General features: G+C 64.4%; 11 protein-coding genes. 8 read left to right on the top strand and 3 right to left on the bottom strand.

The features are described 5' to 3' along the window. The first annotated feature begins 1 nt into the window (after position 1). Positions 2–871: an SMP-30/gluconolactonase/LRE family protein gene (locus tag VN047_RS22475; RefSeq protein WP_325546681.1), complete on the top strand. Its 870-nt coding sequence runs from the start codon at positions 2–4 to the stop codon at positions 869–871. A 2-nt stretch (positions 872–873) separates the two neighbouring features. Here the strand turns inward: VN047_RS22475 and VN047_RS22480 are convergent, their stop codons facing one another. Continuing rightward, a complete protein-coding gene (locus VN047_RS22480) occupies positions 874–2214 on the bottom strand; it encodes a sugar MFS transporter (protein WP_325546683.1) in 1341 nt (446 codons plus the stop codon). A gap of 102 nt (positions 2215–2316) precedes the next feature. Between VN047_RS22480 and VN047_RS22485 the strand changes: the two genes are divergently transcribed. Together VN047_RS22485 and VN047_RS22490 are read left to right on the top strand one after the other, a co-directional pair. Further along, a complete protein-coding gene (locus VN047_RS22485; RefSeq protein WP_325546685.1) occupies positions 2317–3489 on the top strand; it encodes an aldose epimerase family protein in 1173 nt (390 codons plus the stop codon). A gap of 19 nt (positions 3490–3508) precedes the next feature. Beyond that, complete coding sequence (locus tag VN047_RS22490; protein ID WP_325546687.1) at positions 3509–5308, top strand: IlvD/Edd family dehydratase; 1800 nt, start codon at positions 3509–3511, stop codon at positions 5306–5308. A gap of 77 nt (positions 5309–5385) precedes the next feature. Here VN047_RS22490 and VN047_RS22495 read toward each other — a convergent pair whose 3' ends face one another. Continuing rightward, positions 5386–6144, bottom strand: a complete 759-nt coding sequence (locus VN047_RS22495) for a FadR/GntR family transcriptional regulator (RefSeq protein WP_325546689.1) — start codon at positions 6142–6144, stop codon at positions 5386–5388. A 129-nt stretch (positions 6145–6273) separates the two neighbouring features. Here VN047_RS22495 and VN047_RS22500 point away from each other — a divergent pair, with 129 nt between their 5' ends. Both VN047_RS22500 and VN047_RS22505 read left to right on the top strand, forming a co-directional pair. Further along, positions 6274–9051, top strand: a complete 2778-nt coding sequence (locus tag VN047_RS22500; protein WP_325546691.1) for a DUF5695 domain-containing protein — start codon at positions 6274–6276, stop codon at positions 9049–9051. Positions 9052–9080: 29 nt separating this feature from the next. Further along, positions 9081–10964 carry an Svx/AvrXca family virulence/avirulence protein gene (locus VN047_RS22505; RefSeq protein ID WP_325546693.1) on the top strand — a complete coding sequence of 628 codons (1884 nt, stop codon included), beginning with the start codon at positions 9081–9083 and terminating at the stop codon, positions 10962–10964. 113 nt (positions 10965–11077) lie between these two features. Here the strand turns inward: VN047_RS22505 and VN047_RS22510 are convergent, their stop codons facing one another. Beyond that, a complete protein-coding gene (locus VN047_RS22510) occupies positions 11078–13789 on the bottom strand; it encodes a TonB-dependent receptor (RefSeq protein WP_325546695.1) in 2712 nt (903 codons plus the stop codon). 589 nt (positions 13790–14378) lie between these two features. On the opposite strand from VN047_RS22510, the gene VN047_RS22515 reads away from it, so the two are divergent. From VN047_RS22515 to VN047_RS22525, 3 genes are read left to right on the top strand one after another with little or no spacing between them, the layout of a single operon-like run. Then, the gene (locus VN047_RS22515; RefSeq protein ID WP_325546697.1) at positions 14379–15263 is read left to right on the top strand and encodes a TauD/TfdA dioxygenase family protein; all 885 of its coding nucleotides are present in this window, start codon (positions 14379–14381) and stop codon (positions 15261–15263) included. A 25-nt stretch (positions 15264–15288) separates the two neighbouring features. Next, on the top strand, positions 15289–16275 hold the full coding sequence (locus VN047_RS22520) for an ABC transporter substrate-binding protein (RefSeq protein ID WP_325546699.1): 987 nt from the start codon (positions 15289–15291) through the stop codon (positions 16273–16275). Further along, a complete protein-coding gene (locus tag VN047_RS22525) occupies positions 16272–17117 on the top strand; it encodes an ABC transporter permease (RefSeq protein ID WP_325546701.1) in 846 nt (281 codons plus the stop codon). The genes VN047_RS22520 and VN047_RS22525 overlap by 4 nt, the downstream gene beginning before the upstream one ends. The last annotated feature ends 9 nt before the right edge of the window (positions 17118–17126 follow it).

Here is a 17126-nt window from a genome sequence, read left to right on the forward strand (position 1 = left end):
GATGACAATCACGGCCGTTTCGCCCGCCGGTGCAAAGCTTGGAGAGGGCGCATTATGGGATCCCGATCGCGAAATCCTGTGGTGGGTCGACATCAAGGCACCCGCATTGCACGCTCACAATGCCGCGAGCGGCGCGAATCATCGGCAACCATTGCCCTTCCGGCTTACCGCGCTCGGGCTGGCGCACGGCGGGACGCTGGTCGCGAGCGGCGATCCCGGTTTCGTACGCCTTGCGGTCGCCGATGATCTTTCGGTTTCCATCGGCGACGTCATCGCGGTCGTCGATGAGCCCGCCGGCAATCGTTTCAACGACGGCAAGGTCGATAGCGAGGGTCGGTTCTGGGCCGGAACGATGGACGATGCCGAAAAAGCCGCGCGCGGATCGCTCTATCGTCTCGATCCCGGCGGAACCGTCACGGCGGTCCGCGGCGGCATCATGGTACCCAACGGGCCGGCGTTCCTCGCCGATGGCACCATGCTCGTTACCGATTCGGCCGCGCAGCGGATCGCCGCGGTCACGCTGGACGCTGACGGCAATCCTGTTGCCGAAAGGCCTTTCGCGTCCTTCAGCCCCGAACAGGGCTATCCCGACGGCATGGCGGTCGATGCCGAGAATCATGTCTGGATCGCCTTCTGGGACGGATGGTGCCTGCGCCGCCTGTCGCCCGACGGCCGGATCGTGCGCGAGATCCCCATGCCCGTCCAGCGTCCGACGTGCCCGGCGTTCGGCGGGCGCGATCTCGACCGACTCTATATTACCAGCGCCACCGTCGGCCTGACTCCGGACGCGCTTGCGCAGCAGCCGCTTGCCGGCGCGCTGCTGTGCCTGACCGGCGAAGCGGGACGCAGTCCGCCCCGCTTCGCCGGTTAGCGTCAAAAGGCGCCGGTCCCGGCGGCTTCCGGCGTCTCAACACCTGCCGGAGCCTCCCCCGAAACGACGGGTTTCGACCCCCACAAGGCATAAAAGAGAATATAGAGCTCGCACGCCGCGGTGAGCAGGAAAGACATCTGCAATCCATAAAGGTCGGCGAGCCAACCCTGCACCACGACGAGCGCACCGCCCGCGATCGCCATGATCAGCAGGCCCGACCCTTCCTCGGTCAGCGGGCCGAGGCCGCGAATCCCGAGCGCGAAGATCGTCGGAAACATGATCGAATGGAACAGGCCGACGAGGATCAGCGACCACATGGCGACGGGACCATGGGCAAAGACCGTCACCAGCATCACGATGAAGGCGCCGACCGAAAATACCGCAAGCAAGGCTTCGGCGCTGACCCGCTGCATGATCGCGGCGCCCGCGAAGCGTCCGATCATCATCCCGCCCCACAGAAAGGTCAGGTAATTCCCCGCCTGCTCGTGCGTCAGGTTCGCGATGTCGGGCTGGCTGACGAAGTTGACGAACAGGTTGGCGACGCCGATTTCGGCGATCAGGTAGATGAAGATCGCCGGAATGCCCCACACGAGGTTGCGGTGCCGCCACAGCGAATGCTGCTTGCGCTCCTCGCGGTCGACGCGGCTGGTCGCTGCCCCCATCGCAGGAAGCGGGAAACGCGCGATGACGACCGCGAGCACGAGGAGTGCCACGGCGACAAGCCCGTAGGGAAGGATCACCGAATGGGCGTCGGCCAACCGCTCCGCCTGCGTCAGCACCGTGCCGGCTTCGGCCGTGCCGCCTTTCGACCGGCCGAGAATCAGATAGGCGCCGAACATCGGTGCGAGCATCGTGCCGGCCGAGTTCATCGCCTGCACCAGGTTGAGGCGCGACGAGGCCGTCGCCGGATCGCCCACCACCACGACATAGGGATTGGCGGCGACCTGAAGCAGGCTGATGCCGCAAGCGATCACGAACAGCATCACCAGCGTCACGCCATAGGACGGAATGCTCGCCGCGAGCATCATGCCGAGCGAACCCGCCGCCATGATCAAGAGCCCGACCACCAGCGACCGCTGGTATCCGATGCGTTCGATCAGCTTGGCCGACGGGATCGAGGCCACGAAATAGGCGATGAACCACACCGATTCGATGAGTGTTGTCTGCGTGTAGCTGAGGTCGAACACGCTGCGCAGGTGCGGGAGCAGAGTGTTGTTGATAACGGTGATGAAGCCCCACATGAAGAAAAGGCTGGCGAGCAGCGTGAGCGCCGCGGTGTAGCTCTGCGCCGGGCCGACCGAAGGGCTCCCGCTGCTGATGGGGGCGCCGGATGGGGCGGGCATAGACGATTTCTCCCTTTTTTTCGCGCCGACAGCAGCGGCTGCTTTACAATTTGTCTGACTGTATACTATCTGGTGCAATCGTCAATCGGTGAGGAGAGGTCCATGTACGTCGTCAGCAGCAGAAAGGTGGCAGCAAAGCGGTTTGCGACATGCGCCGCCATCGCCGCCATCGCCGCCATCGCGATCGCGCCGGGCGTTCATGCGGCCACCGCCGAGCGAACCGAACTCGGCAAACTGGCCGACGGTCGCACGGTCGAAGCGATCACGCTCACCAATGACACCGGCGTCAAGGCCCGCATCATCAGCTATGGCGCGACGCTTCAGGCGCTGGAAGCGCCGGACCGCGCGGGCGCCCTCGCGGACATCATACTCGGCTATGACGATCTCGCGGGCTATGTCGACAAGCCCAATTATTTCGGCGTCACCGTCGGCCGCTATGCCAATCGTATCGCGGGCGGCCGCTTTACGCTCGACGGCCGGCCCTATCAGCTTCCGCTCAATAACGGCGCCAACTCGCTCCACGGCGGCACGGAGGGTTTTGACAAGCGCCTGTGGACGATCGCATCGGTCAGGAACGGATCGACCGCCAGCGTCACGCTGACGCTGACCAGCCCGGCGGGCGACCAGGGTTATCCGGGCACCCTCGACGCCGCGGTCACCTATTCACTCGATGAAGCAGGGGCGCTGACGATCGATTTTGGCGCGAAGACCGACGCGCCGACGATCGTCAACATGACCAACCATGCGATTTTCAATCTGGCCGGCGAAGGCGCGCCGCGCAGCATCCTCGATCACAAGCTGACGATCGCGGCGCAGCGCTACACGCCGGTGAACGACGCCCTGATCCCGACGGGCGAGTTGAAGCCGGTGGCGGGCGGCGTATTCGACTTCACCCGGGGGCGGATCATTGGCGAGGGTATCCGCGACGGTCGCGATCCCCAGATCGTCGCCGGCCGCGGATATGATCATAATTTCGTGCTCGACAAGGGTGCCACCGGCCAGCCGCAACTGGCTGCCCGGCTGGAAGACCCGATATCGGGCCGCGTGCTCGAGGTGCTCACCACCGAACCGGGCGTGCAGGTCTATACCGGCAACTTCCTCGACGGCACGCTTGTCGGCAAGCATGGCCATCTGTATCGCATGGGCGACGGCATCGCGCTCGAACCCCAGAAATTTCCCGACACGCCCAATCAGCCCGCCTTCGGGTCGGCGCGGGTCGACCCGGGCAAACCCTATCATCACCGCATGATCTATCGCGTCTCGACGACGCGCTGATCGCAGGAGCAGAATATCCATGTCCGACGCCCCGGTTCCCCCGAAACTGCGTAGCCGCGCCTGGTTCGCGAATGACGAGAATATCGACATGACGTCGCTGTATCTCGAACGCTACCTGAACTTCGGGCTCAGCCTCGACGAACTGCGCTCGGGCAGACCGATCATCGGCATCGCGCAAACGGGATCGGACCTGTCGCCGTGCAACCGGCACCATCTGGTGCTCGCCGAACGCGTTCGCGAGGGAATTCGCGAAGCGGGCGGGATCGCGCTGGAGTTCCCCGTCCATCCGATCCAGGAAACCGGCAAGCGGCCCACCGCCGGGCTCGACCGCAACCTCGCCTATCTGGGCCTTGTCGAAGCGCTGTACGGCTATCCGATCGACGGGGTGGTGCTGACGACAGGATGCGACAAGACGACGCCGGCGTGCCTGATGGCGGCGGCGACGGTGAACCTGCCCGCCATCGCGCTGTCGGTCGGCCCGATGCTCAACGGATGGCACAAGGGCGAGCGGACCGGATCGGGCACCATCGTCTGGAAGGGCCGGCAGATGCTGGCGGCGGGCGAAATCGACGAGGAAGGCTTTATCAGGCTCGTGGCATCATCCGCGCCATCGACCGGCTATTGCAACACCATGGGCACCGCGACGACGATGAACTCGCTGGCCGAGGCGCTGGGCATGATGCTGCCCGGCTCGGCGGCGATCCCGGCACCCTATCGCGATCGGCAGGAAGTCGCCTACCTCACCGGCAAGCGCATCGTCGAAATGGTGGCCGAGGATCTGAAACCGTCGGACATCATGACGCGCGAGGCCTTCCTGAATGCGATCGTCGTCAACAGCGCGATCGGCGGATCGACCAATGCGCCGATCCATCTGGCCGCCATCGCCCGGCATATCGGCGCCGAATTGACGATGGAGGACTGGCAAGTGCACGGGCACAAGATCCCGCTGCTCGTCAATTTGCAGCCCGCCGGCGAATATCTGGGCGAGGATTATTATCGCGCGGGCGGCGTGCCGGCGGTGATCGGACAGCTGATCGACCAGGGACTGATCCACGAAAACACGATGACGGTGAACGGTCGCACGATCGGCGAGAACTGCCGCGGCGCCGAGATCGAGGACGAAAAGGTCATTCGCCGGTTCGAACAGCCGCTCGTCTCCGACGCCGGCTTCATCATCCTCAAGGGCAATTTGTTCGACGTCGCGATCATGAAGACCAGCGTCATCAGCGACGAGTTTCGCGCTCGCTACCTGTCGAACCCCGATGATCCCGAAGCCTTCGAGGGGCCCGCGATGGTGTTCGAGGGTCCGGAGGATTATCATCGCCGTATCGACGATCCCGCCCTCGGCATTACCCCCGACACCTTGCTGTTCATGCGCGGCGCGGGCCCGATCGGATATCCCGGCGCGGCAGAGGTCGTGAACATGCGCCCCCCCGCCTATCTGATCCGCGAAGGCGTCGGCGCCCTGCCCTGCATCGGCGACGGCCGCCAGTCGGGCACGTCAGGTTCGCCGTCGATCCTGAACGCCTCACCCGAAGCAGCGGCGGGCGGCGGCCTCGCTCTCCTGCGCACCGGCGACCGGGTACGCATCGACCTGCGCAACGGCACCGCCGACGCGCTGGTCGACGACGAGGAGATGGCGCGGCGCCGCCGGAATCTCGTGGAAGCGGGCGGCTTCGCCTATCCGGCATCGCAGACGCCCTGGCAGGAAATCCAGCGCCAGCTGGTCGGGCAGATGGACAGCGGCGCCATTCTTGAAGGCGCCGAGAAATATCAGCGCATCGCCCAGACCGCCGGACTGCCGCGCGACAGCCATTGACCCCGTGCCGGGCAGCGCCACCGATGGGATCGCCGACTTCGCCGCTGAACCGCTGGAAATCGAGGCCCGGGCGCGGGTCAGTCGGGCTGCAGCGAAATTTCCGTATCGATGAGGGCGAGGCGAATAAGTTCGGCCATCGCCGCGTGCGCGGCGCGCGGATCGCCCGCGGCCACCGCGTCGAACAGGGCGCGGTGATCGGGAATCGGGTCGCGCGGCAGTTCGCGCTTGCGCTGCTTGTAGATGGTCGTCCAGGCGATCGCGGCCATGATCGAGCTGGCCAGCGCGATCACGGCATCGTTTCGGCTCGCCTCAAGCATGACCATGTGGAATTGCTGGTCGGCGAGACGTCCGGCTTCGGTCGCCAGCCCGTGACGCGCCATCGCGTCGAGCGAGTTGCGCATCGCCTGCACCTGCTCGTCCGTGCGGCGCTCGGCGGCCAGTTCGGCGGCGCTCGGTTCGACGATCATCCGCAATTCAAACAGGTCGTGAAGGAATTTCAGGCTGGGTTCGGCCTCGAACTGCCATGCGAGCAGATCGGGATCGAGCAGGCTCCAGTGACGCCGCGGGCTGACCCGCGTTCCGGCCTTCGGACGGCTGTCGACCAACCCTTTCGCCGACAGGGTGCGAAACGCCTCGCGCAAGGCGGAGCGCGAAATGCCGATCTGTTCGGCATATTCGATTTCGCCGGGGAACATATGGCCCTCGGGCAGCACGCCGGTCAGGATCTGGACCGCCAATTGCTGCGCCAGCGAGCCCCGGAGCCGCTTGCCATTGCCTTGCTGGATGAGCGCCCCCGCGATCGGTTTGAGGCCAAAGCTCTTGATCTGTCTGTCCATTGCCACTTCTTCTAGCGCCCCGGCCATCCTGTCCACCATCATTTTTATTATATAGTCCTACAATATACAGTATATTATTTGTCGGACTGCCGTTATCCCCAGCTGGGTCCGACAAAGCGGAGAGAAGCATTGAACCAGAAAACAGTGACAGGATGGCGCCGCGGCAAGGCGGCGTTTTCGGCGGCATGGCTCGCGGGCGGCGCACTGGCCGTGGTGGCAGCAACCCCCGCGCTGGTCGCGCAGGAGCCACCAAAGCCGCAGTACAAGCCGATCACGACGAGCGAATATCGGGTCGGCGATCTGGTCGTCGCGCTGCGCGCCGACACCCAGACGCTGGCCCGGCTCTCGCCCGGGGCCGAACCCGGATTCAGCTTTGTCCCGACCGCGCGCGAGGCCGAACGGGCCGGCGACGGCTATAATCATATTGGCGACCTCAACCTGCGGGTGCGGGCACCTGGCGGAGCATGGCGCGATTTCGCGTCGTCGCACGCGCGCCGCGCCATCCGTCCGCTACCCGCCGGCAAAGCGACGATCGCGGCGGCGGACATCACCGCGAGCATGGGCAATGACGCCCCGTTCGGCGTCGAGCGGCGCTGGTTCGATCAGAAGGGCCAGCTGGCGCTGTCCTTCCGCATCAGCAACACCTCCGGCCGACCGCTGGAAATCGGCGTGCTGGGCATGCCGATGGTGTTCGACAACATCATTACCGATCGCAATCTCGATCAGGCGCACAGCGAGGCCAGCTTCGTCGATCCCAATATCGGCCGTGATGCGGGATATCTGCAGGTGACGCGCCTGAACGGCAAGGGGCCGGCGCTGCTCGTCCTGCCGCAGGGAAAGAGCCCGCTCGAGGCCTATCAACCGCTCAAAAATCCGCGCGAGGCCGAAGAAGGCTCGATCTTCACGGACAAAAGCCAGCGTGGCCAGACCTCCGAGGGCTTTTACGACTGGACCATCCATTCGGCCGGTTATGCCGATCGCGAATGGAAAAAGGCCGGCGAGCAGTGGAATGCACCGACCAGCCGTACGCTACAGCCGGGCGAAAGCATCGACGTCGGGGTCCGCTTTGCCCAGGCGCCGACGATCCGCGCGATCGAGCCGACGTTGATCGCAAACAAGCGCCCCGTCGCGGTCGGCATTCCGGGCTATGTCGTTCCGATGGATCAGCAGGCGAGCCTGTTCGTCAAGGCGCCCGGCCGCATCACCTCCATCGAAAGCTTTCCCGAGGGCGCGATCGAGACCGTGCGGGCGGGCGATGCCAAGGGCTGGACCCGCTTGACGATCCGCGGGCGGCAGTGGGGCCGGGTTCGGCTGACGCTCGGCTATGCCAATGGCGAGAAGCAGACGGTCAGCTATTTCGTCACCAAGCCGCTCGAACAGGCGATGGCCGATCTTGGCCGCTTTTCGACCACCCGGCAATGGTATGAAGGCAAAGGCGATGCCTTCGGCCGCTCGCCCGCCATCCTCACCTACGACAACGAGGCAAAAAAGATCGTCGACGTCGAGCCGCGCGCCTGGATCGCGGGAATGAGCGACGAGGGCGGCGGCGGCAGCTGGGTCGCGGCGACGATGAAGCAGCTCGACAACCCCGATCCCGCCGAAGTCGCCAAGATCGAGCGTTTGGTGAACGAAACCGTTGTCGGCCGCCTGCAGGTCGCGGACGGCCCGCAAGAAGGCGCGGTGAAGAAGAGCCTCTTCTACTACGACCCGGTAAAATTCCCCGGGGCCTATGGCGGGTTCGACGCCGACGACTGGAAATCCTGGACGGCCTGGAACGAGAAGGCCGCAGGCGACCTGGGCCGCGCCTATAATTATCCCCATGTCGCGATCGGCCATTGGGTCCTCTATCGCACCGCGCGCAACCACCCCGGCCTCGTCAAGCGTCACGATTGGCGATGGTATCTGGGCAAGGCGTATCAGACGACCGTCGCGATGATGCGCGATGCGCCCTATTATGCCGAGTTCGGACTGATGGAAGGCGACGTCTTCGTCGACATATTGAAGGATCTGAAGCGCGAGGGCCTCACCGCAGAGGCGGCCGAGATGGAACGGCTGATGAAAGGCCGCGCGGACCATTGGCGCACCCTTCAATACCCCTTCGGATCGGAAATGCCGTGGGATTCGACCGGACAGCCCGAAGTCTATGCCTGGATGCGTTATTTCGGGTTCGGACCGCAGGCCGAAGTCACGCGCGAAGTCATATTGGGCTATGATCCGGCCATCCCGAGCTGGGCCTACAACGGAAACGCGCGCCGCTATTGGGACTTCCTCTATGGCGGGAAATATTCGCGGATCGAACGACAGATCCATCATTACGGGTCGGCGCTCAATGCGGTGCCGTTGTTCGATTCCTTCCGCCGCGACCCCGCCGACCTTCACCTGCTGCGCGTCGCCTATGGCGGGATGATGGGCGGCATCACCAACATCGATCAGGACGGATTTTCCTCGGCCGCCTTTCACGCCTGGCCCGACATGATGAAATGGGATCCGTATAGCGGCGACTACGGCATGGGGTTTTACGGCCATGCGATCGCGGCGGCGACCTACGTCGTCGATGATCCGACCTTCGGCTGGCTGGGCTTCGGCGGCGATGTGAATGCCGCCAAGGGCACGATATCGATCACGCCCAGGGATGGCGCGCGCGCGCGGCTGTTCATCGCACCCGCCGGCCAGTGGGTCACGCTGGAGGCGGGCAAGATCGCGAGCGCCACCTATGCGCCCGCGACGGGGCGGATCGAATTGACGCTCGACCCCGCCGATGCGCATACGCCGCACGCACGCCTGTTCGTCGAGGGCACCACCCCGACGGCCCGGCAAATGACCGTGGCTGGTGCGAAGGCGGAGCGTGGAGGCTTCACCATCCCGCTTGGTGCGAAGCCCGTCACGGTCATCCTGACCCCGCGCTGACCATCTTCGCGACTGGAAGGGAGTCATCGATGGCCGATATTCGCGCGATTTCGGCGCTGTGGCTTGTCGCGCTCGCCGGGTGCAGCAGCGGCGCTCCGGGTGCCGGCCCGCTCGCTCCTGTCCCGGCGGCGCCACGCGCCGGTTCCGGTGACGACGCGTGCATCGCCGGCGGTTGGACCGTCGCCCCCACCGACCCCAACGACAAGGTCAACGGATCGCTGCCGGTGCGGCATGAAACGACGCATTTCGCGTTCCGCTGGCAGGGCGATCTGGTACCGATGGCCGAGGCGCGGGCCGCCGGCGAGCATCTGGAGTTCGTCTGGGGCGAGTTTATCGATTCCATCGGCTTTCCCCAGCCCGATTGCCAGCAAACCCGAAAGCTGAAGGCCAACATCTACGTCGCCGCAGATTACGGGCTGTCCGGCGGCGCCGACGAGCTTGGTCAGATGGGCATGTGGATCGGCCCGGGCGGCGTACGCGACCGCTTCGGCCTCGCGCACGAATTCGCCCATGCGCTGCAGGCGAAAACCGGTGCCTATCGCGCTTCGCCCTATTCGCAATGGCTGTGGGAAAGCCACGCGAACTGGATGGCGCTGCAATTGCCCGAATTCAGGGCCAACACCCATTGTTCGGTGCTCTCGGTCAATTATCCGCACCTCTATTACGGCTCGTCGCGGGTCCGGTACTGCAATTGGCAGTTCCTGGAGTACATCAAGAACCGCTTCGGCTATCCGGCGGTCAATGCGCTATGGTCGGACGCGCCGAAGGATGGGGATGCCGCAGGGACGAGCGCCGACCCGATCGAGGTGCTGATGCGCAGCCGCGGCTGGACGCTCGCGCAGCTCAACGACGCCTTCGGCGACTGGGCGATGCGCAACGCCAACTGGGAATACGTCAATCCCGACGGCAGCGATCAGGGCGCGGTCTATAGGCGCGAATATGGAGGTTATGAGCCACAGGTCGGCGACCGGCTGCGGCGCACGACGATCCTCGATCCGATCGACCTCGCCCTGCGACGCTTCGCCGTACCCGCGGCATGGGCACCGCAGCGCTGGGGCTATAATATCGTTCGCCTGCACCCCGATGCCGGCGCGAACAGCGTGACCGTCACGTTCCGCGGCATCACCCAGGACGCATCGGCAACGGAGAAGCTGCCGGGGCTCGCCAACGAACCGGCGGCGATCGCGGCGCCGTCGTCGGGCTGGCGTTGGGGAATCGTCGCGGTCGGCGGATCGGGCCGCGCACGCTATTCATCGCTGGAGCGTGGCGCCGACGGGCAGGCGACGCTTTCGCTGTTGCCGGGCGATCAAGGTCTTTACCTGATCGTTATGGGCGCTCCCGACAGCTTTCATCATATCGGTGCCGAACAGCCCTATTATTCGATCTATCGCTATCCCTGGATGGCCGCATTCGAAGGCGCGATGCCCGAAGGATTCCAGCCGGGCGCTTCGGCACCGCTATCGGGCGGACATCGCCATCCGAACGGCGGCGGCCGGGTGGCGGCGGGGGCGACGGTCGATCCGACCGCCTATGTCGGCCCGTGGGCACGCGTCCTTTCGGGAGCGGTGCGCGACCATGCCCGCGTCGAGGATCATGCCGTCGTCGACGGCGGCCAGCTCCTCGGCAACGCGCGCGCCAGCGGCCTGTCGGTGATCCGCGGCAACACGATCGTCAAGGATCGCGCGCGCGTCGATAGTGCATTCGTCGGCCTTGGCGAATTTGAACGGAATATCGTCCTGTCGGGCACCGCGCAGAATATCGGCGACGTCGAACAGCGCGGCGCGTCGTTCGCCAAAGGCGTCTACTACGGCTTCGTCGACCAGGCCGCCGCGGACGATCCCGCACGCGGTGCCAACCTGACCGCGCCCGTCGCCGAAGTCACGGCAAGGCCGGTCTATATCTGGCGGCCGTGATGCCAGTGATCCTGTACCGGGCGGATACGTCCTTCTGACGACCGGATGCAAATGGGCCGCGGCACTTTCATGCCGCGGCCCCGATTGCGACCGATCGAGAAGCAATATTTGGGTCAGAAGCGGAAACGAACGCTGCCCTGAACGGTCCGCCCCAGCGTACGGACGCCGAGCGGCAGCAGGTTTTCCTTTCCGAAATAGCGATAGACGTCGTGCCCGAGGATATTTCCGCCCTCGAGCGAGAGCGTCATCCACTTCACCGGCGTGTAGTTGATCGCCGCGTCGAGGCGGTATGTATCGTCACTATACCAGGAATAATCGGGGTTCTGCGTCCAGACGAAGAGACGATAGGATGAGCGGTAATTGAGCGCGACGCGGGCGCTGAACTTGGGCGTGTCGTAAAAGAGCGCCGCGTTCGCCGTCCACTTCGACGTGTTCGGGGAATCGAAGGCGCCGGGGAATTCCTCGGGATAGGGATATTCCACCCGCGCTTTCAGGATATGGCTGGCGTTCAGGCTGAGCCCGAAATTCTTCGCGAAACCGGGCAGGAAATCGAAGAAGCTCTGAACCGACCCTTCGATCCCCGCGAATGTGCCGTCGCCGGCGTTGCGCTGCTGCTCGACGAAACCCCTTTCGCCGGGAAACCCGTACATGTCGAGCGGCTGGTCCCCTTCGCGGCTATAGTAGAGGAAATTCGTTGCCTTCTTGTAATAGCCTGCCAGCGAGATCAGCCCGCCACGGCCGAAATAATATTCGGCGCTGGCGTCGAATGCCTGTTCGCGTTGCGCCTCCAGCGCGGGATTGCCCGCGAAGATGATTTTCGGATCGGCGCGGGTTTCGGCAAAAAAGAAAGGCCGCGTGTCATAGAAGCTCGGGCGCTGGACGTTGGTCGTATACGACAGGCGCAGTTGCAGTTTCGGCGTGAAATGGAGCAGCGCGGTGAAACTCGGCAGGATGTCGGTGTAATTGCCGCGCCCCGGGGATTCCTCGACAATGTCCTGAAAGTCGTTCGACGCATCGCCGGGGCGGAAGTTGAAGCTGTTCGAACTGCCCCAGGTGTTGACGAAGCGAACACCCGCCGATCCGTCGATCGGGAAACCGAGCGCATCGAAGCCATAGTTGAGCTGGCCGTAGAAGGCGAAATTATTCTCGGTCGACCGGAAGGTCTGGCCGCGGTCGCTCGGCGGGAATTCGCTCGAAAAGCGCTCGGCGTTGCCGGGATCATATTGCTGGATATAGCTGCGGATGGCATCGATATTGCCGAGGACGTTCGCGCCGGGAATACGATACCAGGACAGGCTGTCGATGCCGCCGATCGTCGGCCCGGTCAGGCTGGCGTCGCCGCCGCCCGGAAAATCGGTGAGCGGCGTCCGCGCACCACCGATGCGCGGGAAGCCGTCGCGATAGCCATAGTATCGGCTGGTGAGACGGCGGTTGTAGCGGAAACCGACCTGGAGGTTGCGCAGGAAATGCGCGTCGCTGAGCCGCAGCGTCAAATCGGCCTGCGCCGCGAATTCCCTGTTCTTCGATCCGCCCCGGTTGTCCTGGAAACGATCGACGACATAGCTGCTGACGTCGGAAAGGTCGGCGCCGTTGAAGGTGATCGACGGCACCCCGCCCTTATACTGGTCCGAGGCGAAATCGACGGTTGCCGACGTCAGCGCGCCGGGGCGCAAGATCTGCTCGACGAAATAATTGCCCTCGTTGCTCCAGTTATACTGGATGCTCGCATTGATCTGGGCGCGGTCGCCGCGCCAGTGCGTCTCGAAATTCGTTGTGTAGAGGTTCGAATGGAACGAGTTGTAAAGCGAGTCGATCCCCCCGGCGATCCCGTTCGGGTTGGAAATCGTCAGCGACTTTACCGTCGTGCCATCGGGCATGAGCACGACGTCGCTGTAACTTCCCGCTGGCGCGAAAGGTATGTCCTGCACGTATAGCCGCTCGACCGAGCGCTTCTCGCGCGATCCAAGATAGCCCCCTTCAAGCACGAAATCGAGGTTGTCGCTCGGCTTCCACTGGAGCACCGCGTTGATCGAAGGGCGCGTCACACGGCCTTCCTCGATACCATATTGGGCGCGATAGGGGATCACGACCGTCGAACCGTCGATCGTCGTGTCGAAGGGCGATTCACTCTCGATATAGTTTTCGTTGTAGAAATTCTTGGCCCACGACGCGTTGATCAGGAACCCGATCTCGCCGTCGCCCGCATTCATCCGGTTGGCTACGAGCAAGCTGCCATAGGGGCTGGTCTTCTTGGAGATGTCGTCATACACCCCGCGCGCGCTGCCCGCGATCGTCCAGCCGCGATTGAGATCCATCGGGCGGCGTAGTTCGACATTGACGGTGCCCGCGATCCCGCCCTCGACCTGGTCCGCGGTGCGCGTCTTGTAAACATCGACCTGTTTCAACAGTTCGGCCGGAATGTCGGCGAGATTGAGCGAGCGGCCATCGCCCAGATTGGTCTGGTTGCCGTTGATCGTCGTCTGGATCTCGGAAAGACCGCGGATCGTTACGCCTTGCCCCTGGCCGCGCGCGCGGTCGATCTGCACGCCGGTCACGCGCGAAAGCGCCTCCGGCACATTGTTGTCGGGAAGCTTGCCGACGTCTTCGGCGACCACCGAATCGACGATCTGTTTCGACTTGCGCTTGGTGTCGTTGGCTGCCTCGACACTGCCCCGGATGCCGACGACAACGATGGTCGCGTCGTCACGTGTTTCTGCATCACCCGAAACGTCATCCGATTCCTGTGCCACCGCGTTTCCGGGCAGGCATCCAAGCACCATTGCCCCGAACGCCGCCGAACACAGGATCGCCGATTTAATCCGCATAGCCCTACCCTCCCGTTTTTTACTTCGAATCGTTAACTCCTACAATATATCGTATACTGTCCGTCATCAAGCTGCAAGCCTGCTTCACCTGCCTGCCCGAACGGGCGGGATCCGGACGCTAAACCGGGATGCATTGTCAGGCGTGGCGGTGCGAAGCCCGACATGTGCCCACAAATCCGAGCGGGACGCGGGCGCCAGGCCGACCGACAGGAGCGGCGCTTTGTGGCTCGAAAGCCAAACTATGCTTGACGAGATCAACTCAACCAATCAAGTTGAATTAACGGCTTGATCCTGACCGGACGCAATTTCGGGATTCGCGGCTTTTGACCGGGAAGCAGCTTGCTCCGCGTTACCAACAGCTAAAGCGCGCGATGCTCAGGCGACAGCGCCAGGTATCGTGTTCCCCTCATTGAATGAGGTGATACGATGCACATCCCCCCGCCGCGATAACCCCGCGTCATAGCGGTGCGCCACCCCGTCCCGCGCGCGCCGGAACCTCCATTGGCACCCAGCCTTCCATCGGGATCGCATATGATCGCCGACTTGCCTGCGTGCGCCAGGCGCGCCGTCTTCCCAAAGGAAACTCTTCATGACCGTCCAGACACTCGAGCATAACGCCGCTACCGCACTCTTCGACATCACGCCGCTTCAGCCCAGCCTCGGCGCGCTGGTCAGCGGGATCGATCTCGCGAGGCCGCTCGACCGGCCCACCTATGATGCGCTCCGCGCCACACTTCTCAAATATCGTGTCATCTTCTTCCGCGACCAGAATCTGACCCGCGAGCAGCATATCGCGCTCGGTGCGGCCTTTGGCGATCTCGAAGAACATCCGGTCTTTTCGCTACCCGACTATCCGCAAATCCTGCCGCTGATTTCGGAGGAGCTCAAGGAGCGGCTGCCCGGCGGCTACCGCCAGACGAGCGATGGCAACTGGCATGCCGACACGACTTTTCGCACCGACCCGTCGGCGGCATCGATCCTGATCCAGCGCGTGTCGCCCTCGCTCGGCGGCGACACCGTCTTCGCCAACGCCGTCGCGGCCTACGAGACGCTCGACGACGAAACCAGGGCCCGGATCGACGGGCTGACCGCGATCCACGACACGCAGACCTTCCTGCGCTTCCTCGACACGGAGGAAAAGCGCGAGGCGCTCCAGAAGAGCTTTCCGCCTGTCGAGCATCCGGTGGTGCGCATTCATCCCGAGACTGGCGAGAAGGTCCTCTACGTCAATTCGGTCTTCACGCGGCGCATCGTCGGCCTCCCCGAGGCGGAGAGCGACGCTCTGCTCGCGAAGCTGTTCAATCAGGTGAAGCGCCCCGAATTCCATGTGCGCTGGAGCTGGAAGCCCGGCTCGATCGCCTTTTGGGACAATCGTTCGACCCAGCATTATGCCGTCCCCGACTATAGCGAAGCGCGCCACATGGAGCGCGTCACGATCGTCGGCGACCGCCCCGTCGGTCCCAAGACCGCCTGACCGCAGAGCACGGGGTATCGGCCAAATGAAACTCTCCCTCACTCCGCTCCGCGCCCTTGCGCTTGGCGCCCTGCTGACACTCTCGGCCTGCGGCGGCGCCGGCAGCGGCGCCGACGGCACCACGCTGAAGGTTGCCGACCAGCTGCACGCGCTCAAATCCTCGCTCGATGTCGCGGGCGAAGGCCAGCCTGCCGACTACAGGATCGAATGGGCCAATTTCATCGGCGGCCCGCCGATCATCGCCGCGCAGACCGGCGGCTCGATCGACGTCGGCTGGATGGCCGAGACCCCGCTGATCTTCGCGCAGGCGGCCGGAAGCCCGGTGAAGGTCGTTGCCGTCAGCCAGTCGGCGAAAGCCGGCGGGTCGGCCTATGCGCTGGTCGTCAAGCCCGGCTCGCCGATCCGCACCGCCGCCGACCTCAAGGGGAAATCGGTGACCTTCATGAAGGGCACGGTGCTCCATTATTTTATCGCCAACCTGCTCGAGAAAAACGGCCTGTCGCTGAAGGACATCAGGCCGGTGCAGGCGACCGGCTTCGGCACCGGTCTGCTCGACAAGGGCGCCGCCGACGCGGTAATCCTGACCGAGCCATTCCTCTCCGAGCTCGAACAGGCAGGCAAGATCCGGGTCATTGCGACCGGCGCCGACTACACGCCGGGCTTCAACTATCTCGTCGCATCGGAGGCGGCGCTCGCCGACCCCGCGAAGGCCAAGGCGATCGGCGACCTCGTCGCGCGCGCGGCGCGCGCGCAGCGCTGGCAGCGCGAACATGTGAAGGAGGCTGCCCCGGCGCTTGCGAAGCAATATAGTGTCAGCGCCGCGATCGCCGAGAGGATCATCGAGCGTTCACCCTCGCGCTATGCCCCGATAGACGCCGACGTGATCGCAGAGCACCAGGCCGAGGCCGACCTCTTCCTCAAGGAGGGCCTGATCCGCAAGAAGCTCGACGCCGCCGCGATCTTCGACAAACGATACAACGATATCGCCGCGGCGCAGGAGACGGCGAAGTGAACGCGCCGACCGCCGTGCCCGCACGTACCGACCCGGGGCGTCTCGTCCAGCCCGTGGTCCGGCAGACGAAGGGGCGCTCGGAACGCCTGTCGTTCGCGCGCCGCACCATCGGTCCGCTGATCCTCGTCGCAGCCTGGGCGATTTCGACCAGCGCGGGATGGATCGACCCGTCAATCCTCCCCTCGCCTTCGGGGCTCGTTCAGGGCTGGCAGCAGCTCTGGACCGAACAGGCACTGGCCCATCAGGTCGCGACATCGCTCACCCGCGCGCTGGCCGGCGGCGCGGCGGGGATCGTCCTGGGGCTCGTCCTTGGCACGATCGCCGGACTGTCCAAGCTCGGCGAGGAATTGTTCGATGCGCTTCTCCAGATGCTGCGCACCGTTCCCTTTCTTGCGCTCGTCCCGCTCTTCATCGTCTGGTTCGGGATCGGCGAGGCGCCGAAGCTGCTCCTCATCGCGCTCGCGACGATGTTTCCGATGTATCTCAACACCTATGCCGGGGTGCGCAACGTCGACCGCAAGGTGATCGAGGCGATGCGCAGCTTCGGGCTGGGCGGCCGCCGCCTGATCCTCGAGGTCGTGCTCCCGCTCGCGCTGCCGCAGATCTTCACCGGGCTGCGTTTCGCGCTCGGCGTCTCGGTGCTCGTTCTGATCGCGGCGGAGCAGATCAACGCGTCGGCAGGCCTCGGCTATCTGCTGGGCAGCGCGCAAATGTACCAGCAGGTCGACGTGATCCTGATCTGCATCGCCATCTATGCGGTGCTCGGCCTCGGCGCCGACCTCATCGTCCGCACCCTCGAGAAACACTTCATGCCGTGGCGCGCCAGCGTTGCGGTCCGCTAGGAGACATTT

Source organism: Sphingopyxis sp. (genome assembly GCF_035565275.1).
Classification (GTDB): Bacteria; Pseudomonadota; Alphaproteobacteria; order Sphingomonadales; family Sphingomonadaceae; genus Sphingopyxis.